Consider the following 20,592-nt stretch of genomic DNA (forward strand, 5'->3'; position numbering starts at 1 on the left):
GGGCCGCTTGAACGGTGTGATGAGGTGGTTTAAATGCACGCGCAAGTACAGACACAAGAACACAGCGCCAGCGGCAGCCTGCGTTTCAACGGGATCGGCAAGACCTTTCCGGGCGTGAAAGCACTGGACGGCATCAGTTTCGTCGCCCACCCCGGGCAGGTTCACGCCCTGATGGGCGAGAACGGCGCCGGCAAATCGACGCTGCTGAAAATCCTCGGCGGCGCCTACATTCCGAGCAGCGGCGAGCTGCAGATCGGCGAGCGGAGCATGGCCTTCAAGTGCACTGCCGACAGCATCGGCAGCGGCGTCGCGGTGATTCACCAGGAGCTGCATCTGGTGCCGGAAATGACCGTGGCCGAGAACCTGTTCCTCGGTCACCTGCCGGCCAGCTTCGGCCTGATCAATCGCGGCGCGCTGCGTCAGCAGGCGTTGGCTTGCCTCAAAGGCCTGGCCGATGAAATCGACCCGCAGACCAAGGTCGGCCGCTTGTCTCTCGGTCAGCGGCAACTGGTGGAAATCGCCAAGGCGTTGTCCCGTGGCGCCCATGTGATCGCGTTTGACGAACCGACCAGCAGCCTCTCGGCGCGGGAAATCGACCGCTTGATGGCGATCATCGGCCGGCTGCGCGACGAGGGCAAAGTGGTGCTCTACGTTTCCCATCGCATGGAAGAAGTGTTCCGCATCTGCGACGCGGTGACGGTGTTCAAGGACGGTCGCTACGTGCGCACCTTCGATGACATGAGCCAGTTGACCCACGATCAACTGGTGACCTGCATGGTCGGGCGCGACATTCAGGACATCTACGATTATCGCGGTCGCCCGCGCGGTGCCGTGGCGCTGAGAGTCGATGGACTGCTTGGCCCGGGCCTGCGCGAGCCGATCAGTTTCGATGCGCACAAAGGCGAGATTCTGGGCCTGTTCGGACTGGTCGGGGCAGGGCGCACCGAGCTGTTCCGGCTGCTCAGCGGTCTGGAGCGCAACACCGCCGGACGCCTGGAATTGCGCGGTCACGAACTGAAGCTGCGTTCGCCCCGCGATGCGATTGCTGCCGGCATTTTGCTGTGCCCGGAGGACCGCAAGAAGGAAGGCATCATCCCGCTGGCCAGTGTCGCCGAGAACATCAACATCAGTGCGCGCGGTGCGCATTCCGGGCTCGGTTGCCTGCTGCGCGGTATCTGGGAAAAGGGCAACGCCGAGAAACAGATCAAGGCCCTGAAAGTGAAAACGCCTCACGCCGGGCAACCGATCAAATTCCTGTCCGGTGGCAATCAACAAAAAGCCATTCTCGGCCGCTGGCTGTCGATGCCGATGAAAGTCCTGTTGCTCGACGAGCCGACCCGGGGCATCGACATCGGCGCCAAGGCCGAGATCTACCAGATCATCCACAACCTGGCCGCCGACGGTATTTCGGTGATCGTGGTGTCCAGCGACCTGATGGAAGTGATGGGTATTTCCGACCGCATTCTGGTGCTGTGCGAGGGCGCCCTGCGTGGCGAAGTCAGCCGCGACCAGGCCAACGAATCCAACCTGCTGCAACTGGCTTTGCCGCGCCAACGCGCTGACGGCGTGGCGAACTGAGAGGTGACTATGATGACAACCCAAAACGAAACCCTGCCGACCGAGCGCAAACCTTTGGACATGCGGCGCTTCCTCGATGACTGGGTGATGCTGCTGGCGGCGGTGGGCATTTTTGTCGCCTGCACCTTGCTGATCGATAACTTCCTCTCGCCGCTGAACATGCGTGGTCTGGGCCTGGCGATTTCCACCACCGGGATCGCTGCGTGCACCATGTTGTATTGCCTGGCGTCCGGGCATTTCGACTTGTCGGTAGGCTCGGTGATCGCTTGCGCCGGGGTGGTGGCGGCGGTGGTGATGCGCGATACCAACAGCGTGTTTCTCGGCATCAGCGCCGCGCTGGTGATGGGGCTGATCGTCGGATTGATCAACGGCATCGTGATCGCCAAGTTGCGGGTCAATGCGCTGATCACGACGCTGGCGACCATGCAGATCGTCCGCGGCCTGGCTTACATCTTTGCCAATGGCAAAGCGGTGGGCGTTTCCCAGGAGTCGTTCTTCGTCTTTGGCAATGGCCAGTTGTTCGGCGTGCCGGTGCCGATCCTGATCACCATCGTCTGCTTCCTGTTTTTCGGTTGGCTGCTGAACTACACGACCTACGGGCGCAACACCATGGCCATCGGCGGCAACCAGGAGGCGGCGTTGCTGGCGGGGGTGAATGTTGATCGAACCAAGATCATCATCTTCGCGGTGCATGGCGTGATTGGTGCGTTGGCCGGGGTGATTCTGGCGTCGCGGATGACTTCGGGTCAGCCGATGATTGGCCAGGGTTTTGAGCTGACGGTGATTTCGGCCTGCGTGCTGGGCGGGGTGTCGTTGAGCGGCGGGATCGGGATGATCCGGCATGTGATTGCCGGGGTTTTGATTCTGGCGATTATCGAGAATGCGATGAATCTGAAGAATATCGACACGTTTTATCAGTACGTGATTCGAGGGTCGATTTTGCTGTTGGCTGTTGTCATTGACCGTCTGAAACAGCGCTGAGATCAAAGCTCTTGTGACCCTCTCCTTTGGGAGAGGGTGTTCTGAGCGAAACGCCTTCTGTCTCCTTCCCCAAAATATCCCTTGCCCGCCCCAACCCGTTTCGGTTATCAATTTGTACATGATTAGACAGGTACGATTTGACAAGAAACAACGGGTGGTCGACGAACTCGTCCGACGCATCGAAAGCGGCCTCATGGAGGACGGCTTTCTGTTGCCCGGCGAGCATCAGTTGGCTCAGGAATTCAACGTCAGCCGTGGCACGTTGCGCGAAGCGCTGGCCGAACTGAAGCGACGCAATTACATCGCCACGCAAAGCGGGGTGGGGTCCATCGTCACTTTCGACGGCGTGGCGCTCGACCAGCGCAGCGGCTGGGCCCAGGCCCTGGCCGACAGCGGCGCGCTGATCAACACCGACGTGTTGCGCCTGGAAGCCGTGACCCGCGAGGATCTGCTGCCGCGTTTCGGCTCCGATCAATTCATTCTTCTGGAACGTCGCCGCCGTTCCAATGACGGCACGGCGGTGTCCCTTGAACGCTCTCTGATGCCCGCCACGGGAGGCCTGGAAAGCCTGCCGCGGGTTGGCCTGATCGACAACTCTCTGACCATCACCCTGGCCGCCTACGGTTACATCGGCGAGCGCGGCGATCAGTGGATCGGTGCCGAACCGCTCAACGCCGTGGATGCCGAACTGCTCGGCCGCCCGCAAGGCACGGTGTTCCTCAAGGCATTGCGCACAACTTACGACCGGCATGACCGTTTCATGGAACAGGTCGAAAGCCTGCTCGACCCGGTGCATTTTCGTCTGCACCTGCAATTTGGAGAATCGAAATGACCGCCCTCGACCGTGCCCTGGGCGCGTTTTACGGCCTGGCCCTGGGCGACGCGCTGGGCATGCCGACCCAATCCCTGAATCGCGAAACCATCAAGCAGCGCTTCGGCCAGATCACCGATCTGCAAGACGCCGGTCCCTTGCAGCCGATTGCCGCGAACATGCCCAAGGGCTCGATCACCGATGACACCGAACAGGCGATTCTGGTCGGCGAGTTATTGGTCGAGGGGCGTGGCCGGATCGAACCGGCGGTGCTCGCGCAACGGCTGATCGAATGGGAAGCCCGGATGCAGGCCAAAGGTTCGCAGGACCTGCTCGGCCCGTCGACCAAACGCGCAATCGAAATGATCCTCGCTGGCCACTCGCCGGAAGAGGCCGGCCGCTACGGCACCACCAATGGCGCCGCGATGCGCATCACCCCGGTGGGGATCGCGGCGGATGTCGCCGACCCCGAGCGCTTTATCGCGGCGGTGGTGCAGGCCTGTCAGGTCACTCACAACACCACGCTGGGGATTTCCAGCGCGGCGGCGGTGGCGGCGGTGGTCTCGGCCGGCATCAACGGCCTGGACCTGGGCGAGGCGCTGAACCTCGGTCAGCAGATCGCCCAGCAAGCGGAATCCCACGGGCACTGGGTGGCCGGCGGGCGCATCGCTTCGCGGATCAGTTGGGCGCGCAGCATCAGTGTCGAAAGCGACCCGGTGTTGCTCGCGGATCTGCTGTACGACGTGATCGGCACCTCTGTGGCTTCGCAGGAATCGGTGGTGGTGTCATTCGCCCTCGCGCAGCACGTCGCGGTCGGTGAAATGTCGCCGTTCGATGCGCTGTGCATGGCCGCGAGCCTCGGTGGCGACACTGACACCATCGCCGCGATTCTCGGCGCCATGCTTGGGGCCTGCCTGGGCCTGCAGAGCTGGCCGGCGCCGATGATCGAGACGGTGAAAGCCGTCAATGGTCTGGAGCTGGAACCGTTGGTGCAGGGTCTTTTGGCCTTGCGCTGATTGAGCTGACGCCTTCGCTGGCAAGCCAGCTTCCATAGGGAGAGTGCCAACATCAAGGTTCACTTTGAACCCGTGGGAGCGAGCTTGCTCCGGGCGGCGATCCGACAAAGGCCGCGCCGCAAATCCTGAATATTCACCCGCAATGGATCGCGCAGACAGGCCCAGGAAGGGCGGGATGTCTTGTCGTTCTGCGTCATTGCCACAACCACAATAAAGGCAAACAGGAGCATTTTTCATGAGTTCATCGAACGCCGGGCAAAGCGCCGGGCAACTGGAAACCCGGGGCATCGAACCGGTGCCGGAAGGCGAGTGCAATGGCCATCCGCTGCAACTGTTCTGGGTCTGGTTCGCGGCCAACATTTCCATCCTCGGCCTGCCGCTGGGCGCCACGCTGGTGGCGTTTCGCGGGCTGGCGATCTGGCAGGCGATCATCGTCGCCATTCTCGGCGCTGCCGGTTCGTTCGCGGTGGTGGGGATCATCTCGATTGCCGGCCGTCGCGGTCGCGCGCCGAGCCTGACGTTGTCCCGGGCGATCTTCGGTGTACGCGGCAATATCGGCCCGACGCTGGTGTCGCTGATGTCACGCCTGGGCTGGGAAACCGTCAACACCACCACCGCCGCGTTCGTGCTGCTGTCGCTGTGTTCGATCCTGTTCGGCTCGCCGGTAGAGGCCAAAAGTGCCCCGGTGTTGACCCTGATCTTCATCGCGATCTTCGTGCTGCTGACCCTGTCGGTGTCCGGCCTCGGCCACGCCACGTTGCTGGTGATCCAGAAGTGGGCGACCTATGTGTTCGGCGCGCTGAACATTCTGGTGGGCGGCTTTCTCTGCGCCACCATCGACTGGAGCGCGGTATTCAACGCCACGCCGGCGCCGATCAGCGCGATGATTATCGGTATCGGCACCATGGCGGCCGGCACCGGGATCGGCTGGGCGAATGCTGGCGCCGACATGTCGCGCTATCAGCATCGCAGCGTCAAAGCCGTACGCCTGGTGGCTTCGGCGGCGTTCGGCGCGGGGATCCCGCTGGTGCTGCTGATCACCCTCGGCGGTCTGCTGTCGGTGGGCAACAACGATCTGGCGTCGGCAACTGACCCGATCGTGGCGATCCGCGACATGCTGCCGACCTGGATGGCCGTGCCGTACCTGATCACCGCATTCGGCGGCCTGCTGCTGTCGAACAACCTGTCGGTGTACTCCGCCGGTTTGACCACACTGACCCTCGGCCTGAAGGTCAAACGCGTGTACGCGGTGGTGGTCGACATCGTGGCGATCTTCGCCGGTTCGATCTACTTCATGCTGATCGCCGACAGTTTCTACGGCCCGTTTATTACCTTCATTTCGCTGCTGGCGGTGCCGATCACGGCGTGGGTCGGGATCTTCGTCGTCGACCTGATTCACCGTCACTACTACAGCCCCAAAGACCTGCTCGACGTCAGCCCGAGCAGCGCCTACTGGTACAGCGGCGGCATCGAGTGGCGCGCATTCGGCGCGTGGGCGATTGCCATTGTGCTGGGCTTCAGCTTCACCACCATCGGCACCACCGCTGAAAACGTCTGGTTCAAGGGCTTCCTGTCCGACTCCTGGCTGGGCCACAACGGCCTTGGCTGGATCGTGACGTTCGTGGTCGCCGGCGGCATTTACTTCGTACTCGGCGGGGCGAGAGATCGTCGCGCCGCGCAAACCGAGAATGCTCATGCCTAAGATGTTGCACACCGGCCAGGTCATCATCGACCTGGTCATGGCCGTGGACGCGCTACCGCAGATCGGCGGTGACGTGCTGGCGCAGTCCGCCAGTTTCGAAGCCGGCGGCGGCTTCAATGTAATGGCCGCTGCTGCGCGCAACGGCTTGCCGGTGGTTTACCTCGGTCGCCACGGCAACGGCCGTTTCGGTGATCTGGCGCGCCAGGCGATGAACGCCGAAGGCATCCGCATCGGCATCGAACAGCCTGCAGAACGTGACACCGGCATCTGCGTGGCGCTGACCGATGCGTCGGCCGAGCGCAGCTTTATTTCCTGCATTGGCGCCGAAGGCGAGGTCACGACGGCGGAGCTGAATAGCGTCGCCGTCGAGGCCGGGGACTACGTCTACGTCAGCGGCTACAGCCTGCTGCACAGCGGCAAGGCCCAGGCGCTGCTGGACTGGACGCTGGCGCTGCCGAAGACGATCAACGTGGTGTTCGACCCGGGCCCGCTGGTGGAATCGCCGGACTCACCGATGATGCAGGCGTTGCTGCCGCGCATCGATGTGTGGACCAGCAACAGCGTCGAGGCGTTGCGTTTCACTGGCGCGGCGGACATCGAAACCGCGCTGGACCGGTTGGCCGTGCACTTGCCGCAGGAGGTGCTGATGGTGGTACGCGACGGCCCGCAGGGTTGCTGGATTCATCAGCGCGGCGAGCGTCAGCATGTGCCGGGTTTCAAGGTGCAGGCGGTGGACAGCAACGGCGCGGGTGATGCGCATGCCGGCGTGTTCGTGGCTGGATTGGCGCAAGGGCTGTTGGCACATGAGGCCGCCCGGCGGGCGAACGCTGCGGCCGCATTGGCTGTCACCCGCTGGGGGCCGGCAACAGCGCCGGGCCCTTGCGAAGTCGATGCATTGATGCGTGAGACTTGCGATCACTGATCGGTTGCGAAGAGGCCAGAAGACACAGCACAAAGCTTGATTCAACTGGCCTTGCGCAATACCGCAATCAACTCATCCTTGCGCATCGACGAACGCCCGGGAATCTTCCGCTCCCGGGCCTCCTTGCGCAGGCAGCGCATTCAACCCCTGCTTGCGCCAGCGGCCGGAGGCGTCAGGTATCGAGTTTACGCGCCGCTTCCACGCCTGCAGCGCTGAGTTTGATCGGCAGATTCAGCGAATGCTCCCCCGCTTCATTGCAAGTGATGTGTCCGTGGTGAATCAGTCCACGCTCCTGCAGGGCGGCGAGGGCACTGGCCACGACTTTCTCGCCGCGATAGTTGTCCAGTACCTCTTTGCCGAGGCCGCTCGGGTGGGCATGCAACAGGCGGGTGAGGACTTCTTTTTCCAGGTTTTTATCGACGTTCATGGTTACCTCTTCAGAGAAGTGGATTAGACACGTTGCGTGGATGAAGCGCGGATCACTGTCCTGCGCCTTCGGAGCCCGAACCCCCCGTGGTGGTTTTCGAACCGACGCCGGGACCGGCATTGTCGGGGGCGGCTGGAGAGTCGGGGGTGTTCATGCCGCCTTGGCGCCCGGGGTCGCTGCCCTGGGTGCGAGGATCGGTTCCCGTGGCGGGTGGCTGATTGATCAGCGGTACACCCGAACCGTCGGTATTCATACCGGGGGCACTGTTGATGGCGGGGGCCCTGGGCTGGGTGACCGGATCGGTCGGCCCGGTACCGGCGGCGGTGGTCGAGGCGGCGAAGACCGCCGGGCTGAGGAGGGTAGCGAATACGAGCGCAGTCAACCTTGACGAGATCATAGGGTGTCTCCAGTGATTGAAATCCTTACCTCCTTTTGGTCTGCCCTCGTGAAAGATTGGTGCCTGATGAGCGACGAACGGTTCAAACCGGCTGAATGCTTTCGAGGCCGATCTCTTCCTTGAATTGCTCCATAAAACCTTTCAGGCGCTGATGACGGAGCTGTGCCAGACGTTGACCGGCAGCGGTCTGAAAACCGTCGGCAAGGTGCAGCAGCTTGGTCTGGAAGTGGTCGAGGCAAAATCGCTTGTCGTCGTAGTCCCTTTCCCGGGCCTCGGGATCGTGCGGGTCATACAGCGCGCTGCCCATCCGTCCGGCTGTATAGAAGGTGCGGGCGACGCCGAGCATGCCGAGGGAATCGAGACGGTCGGCGTCCTGCATCAGTCGGGCCTCGAGGGTTAGCGGGGGGATGTTGGCGGAAAAGCTGTGGGCTTCGATGGCGTGGATGACGGCGTCGATTCTGGCTTCGGGCCAGTTCAGGTTTGCCAGCACCTTTGAGGCTTTTTCCGCTGCCAGGCGTGATGCCTGTGAACGCAGCGGCGAGTTCTTTTCCACCGCCACGCAATCGTGCAGCAACACCGCCGCAAGCAGCACCTCAAGGTCGCCACCTTCCTCGGCCTGCAAGGTGCGCGCGGTGTGCCAGACCCGTTGCAGGTGCGACAGATCGTGAGCGCCGTCCTCCGACGGTTCCAGCGCGTGGGGCAGCAGTTCGGCGGCGAGTCGGGCGAGTGGCGCAAAGGCGAGTGGATTCATGGGCATCCTTCTGAGTGATTGGCGCACTAGCCTAATCCGTGGATTGCCATGTGACGAGCGCCGCGTGCCGCCTTAGTATGGCGTTTTCCTTTTTCCGACAAGGCCCGTCCATGACGATCGAAATACGCCCGGCGACCCCCAGCGATGCACCGCAAATCCTCGCGTTCATCACTGAACTTGCAGACTTCGAAAAGGCCCGTCACGAAGTCATCGCCAGCGTCGCCGACATCGAACGCAGCCTGTTCAGCGAAGGCGCCACGGCCCACGGCCTGATCTGCCTGCGCGATGGCGTGCCGATCGGTTTTGCGGTGTTCTTCTTCAGCTATTCGACCTGGCTGGGCAGCAACTGCCTGTACCTCGAAGACCTCTACATCACCCCCGAACAACGGGGCGGCGGCGCCGGCAAAACCCTGCTGCGCCACCTCGCGAAAATCGCCTGCGCCAACGACTGCGGCCGCTTCGAATGGAGCGTGCTGGACTGGAACACCCCGGCTATCGACTTCTACAAATCCCTCGGCGCCCAGCCGCAGGAAGAGTGGGTGCGTTACCGCATGGATGGCAAGGTGTTGCGCGAGTTCGCCGAGGGCAACTGAGCCGACGTAAAAGATCGCAGTCTTCGGCAGCTACTGCAGAGAAAGTCGATACCCCTGCAGGAGCTGTCGAAGGCTGCGATCTTTTTTTGTCTTCGTCCCACAATATGGGAGTGATATTTATATATTGAGATTTATCCGCGCTCAGGTTTATAGTCCAGCTCACTCACTGCCAATAACAAAACAGGTGAAGCGATGCTGGCGCAATTGATCGCGCTCGATTGGGGGACGACCTCATTACGTGCTTACAAACTCGCGGCGGGCGGGCAGGTACTGGCGCAGCGCTCGCTGTCGTTCGGGATCATGCAGTTGCCGAAGACGCCGCGGGTCATCAACGGTCGTGAATGCTCCGACGGTTTTGAACTGGCGTTCGACGAGGCGTGTGGGGACTGGCTCGACGCGCAGCCCGATTTGCCGGTGATTGCCTGTGGCATGGTCGGCAGCGCCCAGGGCTGGCGCGAAGCGTCCTACCGCGATACGCCGGCCAACGTGGCCGATCTCGGAAAATCCCTGCAAACCGTTCGCAGCCTTCGCGGTGTCGATGTGCACATCGTGCCGGGTGTGATTCAGCGTTCGACGCTGCCAAACGTGATGCGCGGCGAGGAAACCCAAGTCCTCGGCGTGCTGCAGAACCTGCCGGTCGAGGCGGGCAATGATCTGCTGATCGGCCTGCCCGGCAGTCATTCGAAATGGGTGGAAGTGGCCGACGGCTGCATCACCCGTTTCGACACCTTCATGACCGGCGAAGTGTTCGCCGTGCTCAGCGAACACAGCATCCTCGGCCGTACCCAACAGCACAGCGCGACGTTCGACGCCGAAGCTTTCGATCGCGGCGTGCAGGTGGCGTTGTCGGCAGAAGGTGAGATCGGCGTGCTGTCGACCCTGTTCAGCGCCCGCAGCCTGGGCCTGACCGGCGAACTCAGCGCCACCGCGCAACCGGACTATCTGTCCGGCCTGCTGATCGGCCACGAGCTGACGGCGTTGGCCAACGTGCAACGGCGCCGGCGCAACAGCGCACAACTTCCTTCGATCATCCTTATCGGCAACGCACAGTTGTGCGCCCGTTACAGCCGGGCCCTCGATGCCTGTGGTTTCGCCCGGGTGACGGTGGCCGAACAGGCCACCGAGCGTGGTCTGTGGCAATTGGCGCTCGCCGCCGGACTGATTGATTCCTCATCCCGTTAACCCTGACTGGAGGCCTGACATGCTCAAGCAAGCACTGGCGCAAAACGGTCTGATCGCAATCCTGCGCGGCCTGCATCCGCAGGAAGCCGCCGCTGTCGGAGAAGTCCTGTATGCGGCCGGATTTCGCGTCATCGAAGTACCGCTCAATTCCCCCGCGCCGTACGAAAGTATTCGCATCCTGCGTAAGACCCTGGCCGCTGATTGCCTGATCGGTGCCGGCACGGTGCTGACCCCGCAACAGGTCGAATCGGTGAAGGAGGCCGGTGGTCAGGTGATCGTCATGCCCCACAGCGATGCCAAGGTGTTGCGGGCGGCAAAGGCAGCCGGGCTGTACCTGTCGCCGGGCGTCGCCACGCCGACCGAAGCCTTTGCGGCGCTGGAGGAGGGGGCGGACATTCTCAAGCTGTTCCCGGCCGAGCAGATGGGCCCGGCAGTGGTGAAAGCCTGGCTGGCGGTGTTGCCGGTCGGGACGATTCTGGCGCCGGTCGGCGGCATCACGCCGGACAACATGCAGGCGTTCATCGATGCCGGCGTCAAAGGCTTCGGCCTCGGTTCCGGGCTGTTCAAACCGGGCATGACGACTGAACAAGTGGCGGCCAATGCCAAGGCCTATGTGGCGGCCTGGAAAGCCCTTCGCTAAGACTTTTCCGGCGCTGCGTGCGCTGCATCTAACAAGAGAGACAAACAGATGAAAATCACCAAACTCACCACCTTCATCGTCCCGCCGCGCTGGTGTTTTCTGAAAGTCGAAACCGACGAGGGTGTGACCGGTTGGGGCGAGCCCGTGGTCGAGGGCCGCGCCCACACGGTTGCTGCAGCGGTTGAGGAATTGTCCGACTACCTGATCGGCAAAGACCCACGCAATATCGAAGACATCTGGACCGTGCTGTATCGCGGTGGCTTTTACCGGGGGGGCGCGATCCACATGAGCGCGCTGGCCGGCATCGATCAGGCGCTGTGGGACATCAAGGGCAAGGCCCTCGGCGTGTCGGTCAGCGATCTGCTCGGCGGTCAGGTGCGGGACAAGATCCGCGTGTATTCGTGGATCGGCGGCGACCGTCCGGCGGACACCGCGCGGGCGGCGAAAGAAGCGGTGGGCCGTGGTTTCACCGCGGTGAAAATGAACGGCACCGAGGAGCTGCAATTTCTCGATACCTTCGAAAAAGTCGATCTGGCGCTGGCCAACGTTGCCGCTGTACGCGATGCGGTGGGGCCGAACGTCGGCATCGGCGTCGACTTTCATGGCCGGGTGCATAAACCCATGGCCAAGGTGCTGATGAAGGAACTCGACCCGTACAAACTGATGTTCATCGAAGAGCCGGTGCTCAGCGAAAACTATGAAGCGCTGAAGGAGCTGGCGCCGCTGACCAGCACGCCGATTGCCCTCGGTGAGCGACTGTTTTCGCGGTGGGACTTTAAACGGGTGTTGAGCGAAGGTTACGTCGACATCATCCAGCCGGATGCGTCCCACGCCGGTGGCATCACCGAGACTCGCAAGATCGCCAACATGGCCGAAGCCTACGACGTGGCGCTGGCACTGCACTGCCCGCTGGGGCCGATTGCGCTGGCGGCGTGTCTGCAGCTGGACGCCGCTTGTTACAACGCGTTTATCCAGGAGCAGAGCCTGGGCATCCATTACAACGAGAGCAATGACCTGCTCGATTATGTGAAGGATCCACGGGTGTTCGACTACGACAAAGGCTTCGTGAAAATCCCCAACGGCCCGGGGCTGGGGATCGAGATCAACGAGGAGTACGTGATCGAACGCGCAGCGGTCGGCCACCGTTGGCGCAACCCGATCTGGCGGCATGCCGATGGCAGTTTTGCCGAGTGGTGATTCCCTTCTGATTCACCCAATGAGATCGTTCCCACGCGGAGCGTGGGAACGATCAGATGCAAGGCCTCAGGCCGACCTCAATAAACATAAAAAGAGGCGCTCCCCATGCAACCGCAAACCCTCACCGGGCAAGCGACGTTAGTCACGCCCAGCCGCAAGCGATTTTTCATCATGGTGTTGCTGTTCATCACCGTGGTCATCAACTACCTCGACCGCAGCAACCTGTCGATTGCCGCTCCGGCACTGACGACGGATCTGGGCATCGATCCGGTGCACGTCGGGCTGATCTTCTCGGCGTTCGGCTGGACCTACGCCGCCATGCAGATCCCCGGCGGCTGGCTGGTAGACCGCGTGCCGCCGCGTATCCTTTATAGCGTCGCGCTGCTGCTGTGGTCGCTGGCCACGGTGATGCTCGGTTTTGCCGCCAGTTTCATCGCGCTGTTCGTCCTGCGCATGGCGGTCGGGGCGCTGGAAGCACCGGCGTATCCGATCAACAGTCGTGTGGTGACGACCTGGTTCCCCGAGTGTGAGCGGGCCACGGCCATTGGTTTCTATACCTCCGGACAGTTTGTCGGGCTGGCGTTTCTGACCCCGGTGCTGGCGTGGCTGCAACATGAATTTGGCTGGCACATGGTGTTTGTCGCGACCGGCGCGGTGGGCATCATCTGGGCGGCGATCTGGTACGCGGTGTATCGCGAACCGCGTGATTTCAAAGGCGCCAACCAAGGCGAAATCGACCTGATCCGCGAGGGCGGCGGGCTGGTGGACATTGCGGCCGACACCGCCAAAGTGAAAGCGAAATTCAGTTGGACCGATCTCGGCATCGTCCTGAGCAAACGCAAGTTGTGGGGGATCTACCTCGGCCAGTTCTGCCTGAACTCGACGCTGTGGTTTTTCCTGACGTGGTTTCCGACCTATCTGGTGAAATATCGCGGCATGGACTTCATCAAGTCCGGCCTGCTGGCGTCGCTGCCGTTTCTTGCCGCGTTCATCGGCGTGCTGTGCTCCGGGTTCTTTTCCGACTTCCTGATTCGCCGTGGTTGCACCGTCGGCTTCGCGCGCAAGTTGCCGATCATTGGCGGGCTGTTGATTTCCACTTCGATCATCGGGGCCAACTTCGTTGAATCGACACCGCTGGTGATTGCCTTCCTGGCGCTGGCGTTTTTCGGCAACGGGCTGGCGTCGATCACCTGGTCGCTGGTCTCGACATTGGCGCCGGCGCGGTTGCTGGGCTTGACCGGTGGGGTGTTCAACTTCATTGGCAATCTGTCGGCGATTGCCACGCCGATTGTCATCGGCTTCCTGGCCAGCGGTGACTCGTTCGCGCCGGCGATCACCTACATCGCGGTTCTGGCATTGATCGGTGCTTTGTCCTACGTGCTGCTGGTGGGCAAGGTCGAGCGCATCGAGTTGTAGTCGTCCCGGTCGGGCGACCATAATGCCGCCCGTTCCCTCGCTCATCGCTAAAGGCTGGATATGCAGGAAGACGCCCCAAAAACCGCCAAGGACGCCGCGCCGACCGGCACCCAGACCCTGCTTCGCGGGTTGGGTGTGGTGCAGGCCGTCGCCAGCGGTGCCCGCGATCTCAAAGAGATTGCCCGCCTGATCGGCACCACGCGCAGCACCACCCATCGGCTGGCCAGTTGTCTGGTGGACGAGCGCTACCTGCGCGTCGTGCCGCAAGTCGGTTATCTGCTGGGGCCGAAGCTGATCGAACTGGGTTTTCAGGCGCGCGAAGAATTGCCGCTGGTGACCCTGGCCGGGCCGTATCTGGACGAGTTGTCGGCGCTGACCGGTGACACCGTTCACCTGGGCATTCGTGAAGGTGACGAAGTGCTGTACCTGTTGAAGAATCCGGGGCGCAACGGCCCGGAAATGCGCTCGCGGGTCGGCCATCGCATGCCGCTGGCGCGGACCGGGATCGGCAAGGCCTTGATGCTCGATGACGCGCCGCAGGATTGGCAGCGTCTGTACGACATCAGTCTGCCGGCGGGTGGGAAAAGTCAGTTCTGGCCGCAGCACCCCCAACAGTCGTGGGAGCAGTTGGAGCAACGGATGACCGAGTACGTGGCCGGTGGCTACGCGTTCGATCTGGAAGACAACGAGCCGTCGATCCGCTGCGTGGCGGCGCCGATCCGCGACGCGAGCAAGCGCATCGTCGCGGCCATCAGCATTGCCAGCACCGTGCCGTACATGCCGCTGGAAAAAATGGCCGAGCTGATTCCCCTGATCAAAGGGGTCACCGCCCGGCTCTCGGCAGAACTTGGCTTGAAGGTGTAAGCCCTGAAGATTTAAAGCTTCAACGTCGCCATGTCGATCACGAAGCGGTACTTCACATCGCCGGCGATCATGCGGGCGTAGGCTTCGTTGATCTGGCGGATGTCGAGCATTTCGATGTCGCAGCTGATGTTGTGCTCGGCGCAGAAATCCAGCACTTCCTGGGTTTCGGCGACGCCACCGATCAGCGAGCCGGCCAAGACACGACGCCCCAGCACCAGTTTCGCGGCGTGGACCGGCGGATCGATCGGTTCGATCAGGCCCACCAGAATGTGCACGCCGTCGAAGCGCAGGGTGTCGAGGTACGGGTTGAGGTCGTGCTGCACCGGAATGGTGTCCAGCAGGAAGTCGAAGCGACCGGCCGCCGCTTTCATCTGTTCTTCGTCGGTGGAGACGATCACATGGTCGGCGCCCTGACGACGACCTTCCTCGGCCTTGCTCGCCGAACGGGTGAACAACGTCACCTCAGCGCCCATGGCCTTGGCGAACTTGATGCCCATGTGACCGAGGCCGCCCATGCCGAGAATCCCGACCTTGTCGCCGGCCTTCACGCCGTAGTGCTTGAGCGGTGAGTAGGTGGTGATGCCGGCGCAGAGAATCGGCGCGGCGGCGGCCAGATCCAGCTTCTCGGGAATGCGCACCACGAAGTGTTCGCTGACCACGATGCTGTCCGAATAACCGCCCATGGTGTTGCTGCCATCGACCCGGTCCGGGGTGGCATAGGTCATGGTCGGGCCTTCGAGGCAGTATTGCTCGAGGTTTGCCTGGCAGGCTTCGCAGGTGCGGCAGGAGTCGACCATGCAACCGACGCCGACCAGATCGCCTACCTTGTGTTGAGTGACGTTCGCACCGACGGCGGTGACTTTTCCGACGATCTCGTGGCCGGGCATCAACGGGTAAACGGCGATGCCCCATTCGTTGCGCGCCTGGTGGATGTCGGAGTGGCAGACGCCGCAGTACAGAATCTCGATGGCAACGTCGTCGGCCCGAGGGCTGCGGCGTTCGAACTTCATCGGGGCGAGGGGCGTGGTGGCCGTTTGAGCGGCATAGCCGATGGCGGTGTACATATGAAACCTCGCAAAAGCAGTGACAAGTGAGGCGGCGCATTCTGGGCGCCGTCCGGTCGTCCGGCCATGGCGATTCCTCCGGGTGTCATGCCTAATCCTCCGGCATGCGGGGTTGATCGGTCGCATTGGCAAAAGGATCTGCGATGATGCTTTCATCCCGTTTTCCGTGATTTTTTCTGAAGAGCCGCCCGATGCAATTGACCCGTCATCTTGATGCCAACGCCACCCTGGTTTCGCTGATCGAACCGCTGGCGCTGCGCGATGGTTACAGCCAGACCGGGCTGCCGGGCGTGCAGGTGTTGCGCGCCAGTTGCGACGTCGCCCGTGGCCCGCACATTTATGAGCCGAGCCTGATGATCATCGCCCAGGGCAGCAAACTGGCGTATCTGGGGCCGCGCACCATGGAGTATGGCGCCGGGCATTACCTGATCCAGGCGTTGCCGGTGCCGTTCGAGTGCGAAACCTACGCGTTGCCGGACGCGCCGTTGCTCGGCGTGTCGGTGGCGATCGACCGGGTATTGCTCGGTGAACTGGTGCTGGCCATGGGGCTGGCGCCGGGGCGGCATATTCCGGCGCAGACCCCGGAGTCGATGACCTCGGTGGTGCTCGACGATGACATGCGCGGTTGCGTCGAGCGCTTGCTGCGCTGTCTGCACGATCCGCTGGAATGCCAGATTCTCGGACCGGCGCGGGTGCGTGAATTGTTGTTCGTCGCGTTGCGCGGCCCTCAGGCTGATGTGTTGCGGGCGTTGGTCGAACAGCAGGGGCAGTTCGCCCGGGTCGCGGCGTCGATCAGTCATCTGCATGCGCATTACACCGAGCCGTTGAATGTCGAGACCTTGGCTGGCTGCGCGAACATGAGTGTTTCGACCTTTCACGAACACTTCAAACGCAGCACGTTGCTGTCGCCGGTGCAGTACTTGAAGCGTTTACGTTTGTTGAAGGCGCAGACGTTGTTGATCGCTGAAGGGCTGGGTGTGGCGCAGGTGGCGCATCGAGTGGGGTATCAGAGCACGTCGCAGTTCAGTCGCGAGTACAAGCGCTATTTCGAACGCAGCCCGGGAGATGAGCGCGCGGCCTGATCCTGCACAAATTGCAGGCAACAAAAAGGCCCCCGTTTCGGGAGCCTTGATGTTCAGCGGATCGACTTACATGTTCGGATAGGTCGGGCCACCGGCGCCTTCCGGCGTCACCCAGGTGATGTTCTGCGAAGGGTCCTTGATGTCACAGGTCTTGCAGTGCACGCAGTTCTGGGCGTTGATCTGGAAGCGCTTCTCGCCGTCTTCCTTGGTGATCACTTCATACACGCCGGCCGGGCAGTAACGCTGCGCCGGTTCGTCGTACAGCGGCAGGTTCTTGCTCAGCGGGATGGTCGGGTCGGTCAGTTTCAGGTGGCACGGCTGTTCTTCTTCGTGGTTGGTACCGGAGATGAACACCGAACTCAGCTTGTCGAAGCTGATTTTGCCGTCGGGTTTCGGGTAGTCGATCTTCTTGCAGTCGGCCGCGAGCTTGAGGCAGGCGTAGTCCGGCTTGGTGTCGTGCAGGGTGAACGGCAGTTTACCGCCGAAGATGTTCTGGTCCAGCCAGTTGAAACCGCCGCCGACGATGGCGCCGAACTTGTGGATCGCCGGGCCGAAGTTGCGGCTGGCGAACAGTTCTTCGTAGAGCCAGCTCTTCTTGAAGGCGTCGACGTAGGTGGTCAGCTCTTCAGTGCCATCCTTTTCAGCGAACAGCGCATCGGCCACGGATTCAGCGGCGAGCATGCCGGACTTCATCGCAGTGTGGCTGCCCTTGATCTTGGCGAAGTTCAGGGTGCCGAGATCGCAACCGATCAGCGCGCCGCCCTTGAAGACCATTTTCGGCAGCGAGTTCAGGCCACCCTTGCAGATCGCGCGCGCGCCGTAGCTGATGCGCTTGCCGCCTTCCAGATATTGCTTGAGCACCGGGTGATGCTTGAGGCGCTGGAATTCGTCGAACGGCGACAGGTAGGTGTTGCTATAGGAAAGATCGACGATCAGACCGACCACCACCTGGTTGTTTTCCAGGTGATAAAGGAAGGAGCCACCGGTGTTCTCGGTGCCCATGATGTCCATCGGCCAACCGGCGGTGTGCACCACCAGGCCTGGCTGGTGTTTGGCCGGGTCGATTTCCCAGATTTCCTTCAGGCCGATGCCGTAGTGCTGGGCGTCGGCATCGCTGTCGAGGTTGTAGCGCTTGATCAGTTGTTTGCCGATGTGGCCACGGCAGCCTTCGGCGAACAGCGTGTATTTGCCACGCAGTTCCATGCCCGGGGTGTACAGGCCTTCTTTCGGGTGACCTTCGCGGTCGACACCGAGGTCACCGGTGATGATCCCGCGCACCACGCCGTTTTCATCGATCAGCGCTTCCTGAGCGGCGAAGCCCGGGTAGATTTCCACGCCCAGGTTCTCGGCCTGCTGAGCGAGCCAGCGGCACAGATTGCCGAGGGAAATAATGTAGTTGCCTTCGTTGTGCATGGTCTTGGGCACAAAGAAGTCAGGGATTTTCTGCGCGCTTTCGGCGTTTTTCAGCACGAAGATGTCATCGCGGGTGACGGGCGTGTTCAGCGGGGCGCCGAGTTCTTTCCAGTCCGGAAACAGTTCGTTCAGGGCCCGTGGTTCGAATACGGCACCGGACAGGATGTGTGCGCCGACTTCGGAGCCTTTTTCGACCACGCAGACGCTGATTTCCTTACCGGCTTCGGCGGCCTTCTGCTTCAGACGGCAGGCGGCGGACAGGCCAGCGGGGCCGGCACCGACGATGACCACGTCGAATTCCATGTATTCGCGTTCCACAGGCTATCTCCTACTCAAGGCTCAACAGTTTTTTTTCTAATTTGGAGGTTCGGTGTCGCATCCGTTATTGCCTTTACGTTAACGTCAAGGGTAATAATGGGCAAACCACCTTTCTCTCTAGGCGGCGCATTATATCTACACCACTCTTAGCGTCCAATACAAACGTTTGTTTGAATCGGCTCCAGCCCAGAGAAATCAAAGAAGCGCGGCTTATGACGGGGCATTTTGGCGTATTGACCAGAATGGGCGTTCCGGTCAAGATACGGGCGGTTTTGCGCTCGCCGTAGGCTGAATGGTGGTTTCAAGAGCACCTCTAAAGACAGGGCGCAGGCGGTAAACGGTGATGCGCAGCGCAGGTTCGGCGCGCAGTTTACACACCGCGAGGCGACATGACTCATCGGTCACGACTGACGAACGGTCATCCCGCTCAGCCGGCGTTTTTAGAGGTGCCCTTGTGCCCGATGAGCATCAACCGCCAGGTTCGCCTAGGCGACTTTCTTTTCACCGGAGAGTAACGAGGAATCCATGAAGGTTCTTGTAGCTGTCAAACGCGTTGTGGATTACAACGTCAAGGTCCGCGTCAAGGCGGACAATTCCGGCGTAGACCTCGCCAACGTCAAGATGTCGATGAACCCGTTCTGCGAAATCGCAGTGGAAGAAGCCGTACGCCTGAAAGAAAAAGGCGTTGCGACTGAAATCGTCGTCGTCTCCATCGGCCCGTCCACCGCTCAGGAACAGCTGCGTACCGCACTGGCTCTGGGTGCCGACCGCGCCATCCTCGTCGAATCCGCTGAAGACCTGACCTCTCTGGCTGTGGCCAAGCTGCTCAAGGCCGTGGTCGACAAGGAACAGCCTCAGCTGGTGATCCTGGGCAAACAGGCCATCGACAGCGACAACAACCAGACCGGCCAGATGCTTGCTGCACTGAGCGGCTACGGTCAGGGCACTTTCGCTTCGAAAGTCGAAGTCTCCGGCGACAGCGTTGCCGTGACCCGCGAAATCGATGGCGGCGCGCAGACCGTTTCCCTGAAACTGCCAGCGATCGTCACCACCGACCTGCGTTTGAACGAGCCGCGCTACGCGTCCCTGCCAAACATCATGAAAGCCAAGAAGAAGCCTCTCGAGACGCTGACTCCGGACGCTTTGGGCGTTTCCACCGCCTCCACCAACAAGACCCTGAAAGTCGAAGCGCCGGCTGCACGCAGCGCGGGCATCAAGGTCAAGTCGGTGGCTGAACTGGTCGAGAAACTGAAAAACGAAGCGAAGGTAATCTAAATGACTATCTTGGTTATTGCTGAACACGACAACAAAGTGCTGGCCCCGGCCACTCTGAACACCGTGGCTGCCGCTGCCAAAATCGGCGGTGACATCCACGTTCTGGTTGCCGGTCAAGGCGCTGGCGCCGTGGCTGAAGCCGCTGCAAAAATCGCTGGCGTGAGCAAAGTCCTGAACGCTGACAACGCTGCCTACGCGCATCAGCTCCCGGAAAACATCGCTCCGCTGGTCGCCGAGCTGGGCGCTGGCTACAGCCACATCCTGGCTGCCGCCACTTCCAACGGCAAAAACATCCTGCCGCGCGTTGCCGCCCAGCTGGACGTTGACCAGATCTCCGAGATCATCTCGGTAGAAAGTGCTGACACCTTCAAGCGTCCGATCTACGCCGGTAACGCCATCGCTACCGTGCAATCGACCGCTGCGATCAAAGTGATCACTGTGCGTGCCACCGGTTTCGACCCGGTTGCCGCCGAAGGTGGTTCGGCTGCTGTTGAAGCGGTTGCTGCTGCTCACAATGCTGGCACTTCCAGCTTCGTCAGTGAAGAACTGGCCAAGTCCGATCGTCCTGAGCTGACCGCTGCCAAGATCGTCGTTTCCGGCGGCCGCGGCATGCAGAACGGTGACAACTTCAAACACCTGTACGCCCTGGCCGACAAGCTGGGCGCCGCTGTTGGTGCTTCCCGCGCCGCGGTCGACGCAGGTTTCGTACCGAACGACATGCAGGTCGGTCAGACCGGCAAGATCGTTGCGCCACAGCTGTACATCGCCGTCGGTATCTCCGGCGCGATCCAGCACCTGGCCGGCATGAAAGACTCCAAAGTGATCGTAGCGATCAACAAGGACGAAGAAGCGCCGATCTTCCAGGTGGCCGATTACGGCTTGGTGGCGGATCTGTTCGAAGCCGTACCTGAGCTGGAGAAGCTGGTCTAATCCGGCCGCTTCACTTATAAAGAGCCCGACCTT

20 protein-coding genes and 1 pseudogene are annotated in these 20,592 nt (G+C 61.7%); 15 read left to right on the top strand and 6 right to left on the bottom strand.

The genetic code is table 11. The features are described from left to right. Positions 1–33: 33 nt before the first annotated feature. From araG to L6D81_RS03965, 6 genes are all read left to right on the top strand, one after another. The gene (araG, locus tag L6D81_RS03940) at positions 34–1,578 is read left to right on the top strand and encodes an L-arabinose ABC transporter ATP-binding protein AraG (protein ID WP_236177970.1); all 1,545 of its coding nucleotides are present in this window, start codon (positions 34–36) and stop codon (positions 1,576–1,578) included. Positions 1,579–1,590: 12 nt separating this feature from the next. Continuing rightward, positions 1,591–2,559 carry an L-arabinose ABC transporter permease AraH gene (gene araH, locus L6D81_RS03945; protein WP_236177971.1) on the top strand — a complete coding sequence of 323 codons (969 nt, stop codon included), beginning with the start codon at positions 1,591–1,593 and terminating at the stop codon, positions 2,557–2,559. Positions 2,560–2,677: 118 nt separating this feature from the next. Then, positions 2,678–3,391: a GntR family transcriptional regulator gene (locus L6D81_RS03950; RefSeq protein WP_236177972.1), complete on the top strand. Its 714-nt coding sequence runs from the start codon at positions 2,678–2,680 to the stop codon at positions 3,389–3,391. Further along, on the top strand, positions 3,388–4,386 hold the full coding sequence (locus tag L6D81_RS03955) for an ADP-ribosylglycohydrolase family protein (RefSeq protein ID WP_236177973.1): 999 nt from the start codon (positions 3,388–3,390) through the stop codon (positions 4,384–4,386). Before L6D81_RS03950 ends, L6D81_RS03955 begins: the two co-directional genes overlap by 4 nt. A 235-nt stretch (positions 4,387–4,621) precedes the next feature. Beyond that, the gene (locus tag L6D81_RS03960; protein ID WP_236177974.1) at positions 4,622–6,088 is read left to right on the top strand and encodes a purine-cytosine permease family protein; all 1,467 of its coding nucleotides are present in this window, start codon (positions 4,622–4,624) and stop codon (positions 6,086–6,088) included. After that, positions 6,081–7,010 carry a PfkB family carbohydrate kinase gene (locus tag L6D81_RS03965; RefSeq protein WP_236177975.1) on the top strand — a complete coding sequence of 310 codons (930 nt, stop codon included), beginning with the start codon at positions 6,081–6,083 and terminating at the stop codon, positions 7,008–7,010. The genes L6D81_RS03960 and L6D81_RS03965 overlap by 8 nt, the downstream gene beginning before the upstream one ends. Positions 7,011–7,051: 41 nt before the next feature. Here L6D81_RS03965 and L6D81_RS03970 read toward each other — a convergent pair. The 4 genes and pseudogenes from L6D81_RS03970 to L6D81_RS03985 form a co-directional block, all read right to left on the bottom strand. Beyond that, positions 7,052–7,141, bottom strand: a pseudogene (locus L6D81_RS03970) (Rho termination factor N-terminal domain-containing protein); the annotation flags it as partial. Between the two features lie 41 nt (positions 7,142–7,182). Then, a complete protein-coding gene (locus L6D81_RS03975; RefSeq protein WP_011335416.1) occupies positions 7,183–7,437 on the bottom strand; it encodes a hypothetical protein in 255 nt (84 codons plus the stop codon). A 52-nt stretch (positions 7,438–7,489) separates the two neighbouring features. Next, positions 7,490–7,834 carry a hypothetical protein gene (locus L6D81_RS03980; RefSeq protein WP_064598512.1) on the bottom strand — a complete coding sequence of 115 codons (345 nt, stop codon included), beginning with the start codon at positions 7,832–7,834 and terminating at the stop codon, positions 7,490–7,492. Between the two features lie 82 nt (positions 7,835–7,916). Next, positions 7,917–8,585 carry an HD domain-containing protein gene (locus L6D81_RS03985; protein ID WP_236177977.1) on the bottom strand — a complete coding sequence of 223 codons (669 nt, stop codon included), beginning with the start codon at positions 8,583–8,585 and terminating at the stop codon, positions 7,917–7,919. Between the two features lie 110 nt (positions 8,586–8,695). Here L6D81_RS03985 and L6D81_RS03990 point away from each other — a divergent pair, with 110 nt between their 5' ends. The 6 genes from L6D81_RS03990 to L6D81_RS04015 all read left to right on the top strand — a co-directional run bounded on the left by L6D81_RS03990 (position 8,696) and on the right by L6D81_RS04015 (position 14,477). Next, positions 8,696–9,178: a GNAT family N-acetyltransferase gene (locus L6D81_RS03990; RefSeq protein ID WP_236177978.1), complete on the top strand. Its 483-nt coding sequence runs from the start codon at positions 8,696–8,698 to the stop codon at positions 9,176–9,178. A gap of 192 nt (positions 9,179–9,370) precedes the next feature. Further along, positions 9,371–10,360: a 2-dehydro-3-deoxygalactonokinase gene (locus L6D81_RS03995; protein WP_236177979.1), complete on the top strand. Its 990-nt coding sequence runs from the start codon at positions 9,371–9,373 to the stop codon at positions 10,358–10,360. Positions 10,361–10,379: 19 nt separating this feature from the next. Further along, positions 10,380–11,000 carry a 2-dehydro-3-deoxy-6-phosphogalactonate aldolase gene (locus L6D81_RS04000; RefSeq protein WP_236177980.1) on the top strand — a complete coding sequence of 207 codons (621 nt, stop codon included), beginning with the start codon at positions 10,380–10,382 and terminating at the stop codon, positions 10,998–11,000. 48 nt (positions 11,001–11,048) lie between these two features. After that, positions 11,049–12,197, top strand: coding sequence for a galactonate dehydratase (dgoD, locus tag L6D81_RS04005; RefSeq protein WP_007950849.1), 1,149 nt, complete (start codon positions 11,049–11,051; stop codon positions 12,195–12,197). A gap of 105 nt (positions 12,198–12,302) precedes the next feature. Next, complete coding sequence (locus L6D81_RS04010) at positions 12,303–13,613, top strand: MFS transporter (protein ID WP_236177981.1); 1,311 nt, start codon at positions 12,303–12,305, stop codon at positions 13,611–13,613. A 60-nt stretch (positions 13,614–13,673) separates the two neighbouring features. After that, on the top strand, positions 13,674–14,477 hold the full coding sequence (locus L6D81_RS04015; protein WP_007950852.1) for an IclR family transcriptional regulator: 804 nt from the start codon (positions 13,674–13,676) through the stop codon (positions 14,475–14,477). An 11-nt stretch (positions 14,478–14,488) separates the two neighbouring features. On the opposite strand, the gene L6D81_RS04020 is transcribed toward L6D81_RS04015, so the two are convergent. Then, a complete protein-coding gene (locus L6D81_RS04020) occupies positions 14,489–15,541 on the bottom strand; it encodes an NAD(P)-dependent alcohol dehydrogenase (protein ID WP_236177982.1) in 1,053 nt (350 codons plus the stop codon). 191 nt (positions 15,542–15,732) lie between these two features. Here L6D81_RS04020 and L6D81_RS04025 point away from each other — a divergent pair, with 191 nt between their 5' ends. Next, positions 15,733–16,623 carry an AraC family transcriptional regulator gene (locus L6D81_RS04025; RefSeq protein ID WP_074688074.1) on the top strand — a complete coding sequence of 297 codons (891 nt, stop codon included), beginning with the start codon at positions 15,733–15,735 and terminating at the stop codon, positions 16,621–16,623. Positions 16,624–16,689: 66 nt separating this feature from the next. On the opposite strand, the gene L6D81_RS04030 is transcribed toward L6D81_RS04025, so the two are convergent. Then, the gene (locus L6D81_RS04030; RefSeq protein ID WP_007950858.1) at positions 16,690–18,354 is read right to left on the bottom strand and encodes an electron transfer flavoprotein-ubiquinone oxidoreductase; all 1,665 of its coding nucleotides are present in this window, start codon (positions 18,352–18,354) and stop codon (positions 16,690–16,692) included. Positions 18,355–18,879: 525 nt separating this feature from the next. Between L6D81_RS04030 and L6D81_RS04035 the strand changes: the two genes are divergently transcribed. Next, positions 18,880–19,629: an electron transfer flavoprotein subunit beta/FixA family protein gene (locus tag L6D81_RS04035; RefSeq protein WP_007950859.1), complete on the top strand. Its 750-nt coding sequence runs from the start codon at positions 18,880–18,882 to the stop codon at positions 19,627–19,629. Then, the gene (locus L6D81_RS04040) at positions 19,630–20,559 is read left to right on the top strand and encodes an electron transfer flavoprotein subunit alpha/FixB family protein (RefSeq protein WP_236177983.1); all 930 of its coding nucleotides are present in this window, start codon (positions 19,630–19,632) and stop codon (positions 20,557–20,559) included. The last annotated feature ends 33 nt before the right edge of the window (positions 20,560–20,592 follow it).

Origin of the sequence: Pseudomonas sputi, assembly GCF_021603585.1 — a bacterium.
GTDB lineage: Bacteria > Pseudomonadota > Gammaproteobacteria > Pseudomonadales > Pseudomonadaceae > Aquipseudomonas > Aquipseudomonas sputi.

Coding starts and splice junctions, on each gene's coding strand:
- araG (WP_236177970.1), top strand. CDS start 34: ATGCACGCGCAAGTACAGACACAAGAACACAGCGCCAGCGGCAGCCTG.
- araH (WP_236177971.1), top strand. CDS start 1,591: ATGACAACCCAAAACGAAACCCTGCCGACCGAGCGCAAACCTTTGGAC.
- L6D81_RS03950 (WP_236177972.1), top strand. CDS start 2,678: ATGATTAGACAGGTACGATTTGACAAGAAACAACGGGTGGTCGACGAA.
- L6D81_RS03955 (WP_236177973.1), top strand. CDS start 3,388: ATGACCGCCCTCGACCGTGCCCTGGGCGCGTTTTACGGCCTGGCCCTG.
- L6D81_RS03960 (WP_236177974.1), top strand. CDS start 4,622: ATGAGTTCATCGAACGCCGGGCAAAGCGCCGGGCAACTGGAAACCCGG.
- L6D81_RS03965 (WP_236177975.1), top strand. CDS start 6,081: ATGCCTAAGATGTTGCACACCGGCCAGGTCATCATCGACCTGGTCATG.
- L6D81_RS03975 (WP_011335416.1), bottom strand. CDS start 7,437: ATGAACGTCGATAAAAACCTGGAAAAAGAAGTCCTCACCCGCCTGTTG.
- L6D81_RS03980 (WP_064598512.1), bottom strand. CDS start 7,834: ATGATCTCGTCAAGGTTGACTGCGCTCGTATTCGCTACCCTCCTCAGC.
- L6D81_RS03985 (WP_236177977.1), bottom strand. CDS start 8,585: ATGAATCCACTCGCCTTTGCGCCACTCGCCCGACTCGCCGCCGAACTG.
- L6D81_RS03990 (WP_236177978.1), top strand. CDS start 8,696: ATGACGATCGAAATACGCCCGGCGACCCCCAGCGATGCACCGCAAATC.
- L6D81_RS03995 (WP_236177979.1), top strand. CDS start 9,371: ATGCTGGCGCAATTGATCGCGCTCGATTGGGGGACGACCTCATTACGT.
- L6D81_RS04000 (WP_236177980.1), top strand. CDS start 10,380: ATGCTCAAGCAAGCACTGGCGCAAAACGGTCTGATCGCAATCCTGCGC.
- dgoD (WP_007950849.1), top strand. CDS start 11,049: ATGAAAATCACCAAACTCACCACCTTCATCGTCCCGCCGCGCTGGTGT.
- L6D81_RS04010 (WP_236177981.1), top strand. CDS start 12,303: ATGCAACCGCAAACCCTCACCGGGCAAGCGACGTTAGTCACGCCCAGC.
- L6D81_RS04015 (WP_007950852.1), top strand. CDS start 13,674: ATGCAGGAAGACGCCCCAAAAACCGCCAAGGACGCCGCGCCGACCGGC.
- L6D81_RS04020 (WP_236177982.1), bottom strand. CDS start 15,541: ATGTACACCGCCATCGGCTATGCCGCTCAAACGGCCACCACGCCCCTC.
- L6D81_RS04025 (WP_074688074.1), top strand. CDS start 15,733: ATGCAATTGACCCGTCATCTTGATGCCAACGCCACCCTGGTTTCGCTG.
- L6D81_RS04035 (WP_007950859.1), top strand. CDS start 18,880: ATGAAGGTTCTTGTAGCTGTCAAACGCGTTGTGGATTACAACGTCAAG.
- L6D81_RS04040 (WP_236177983.1), top strand. CDS start 19,630: ATGACTATCTTGGTTATTGCTGAACACGACAACAAAGTGCTGGCCCCG.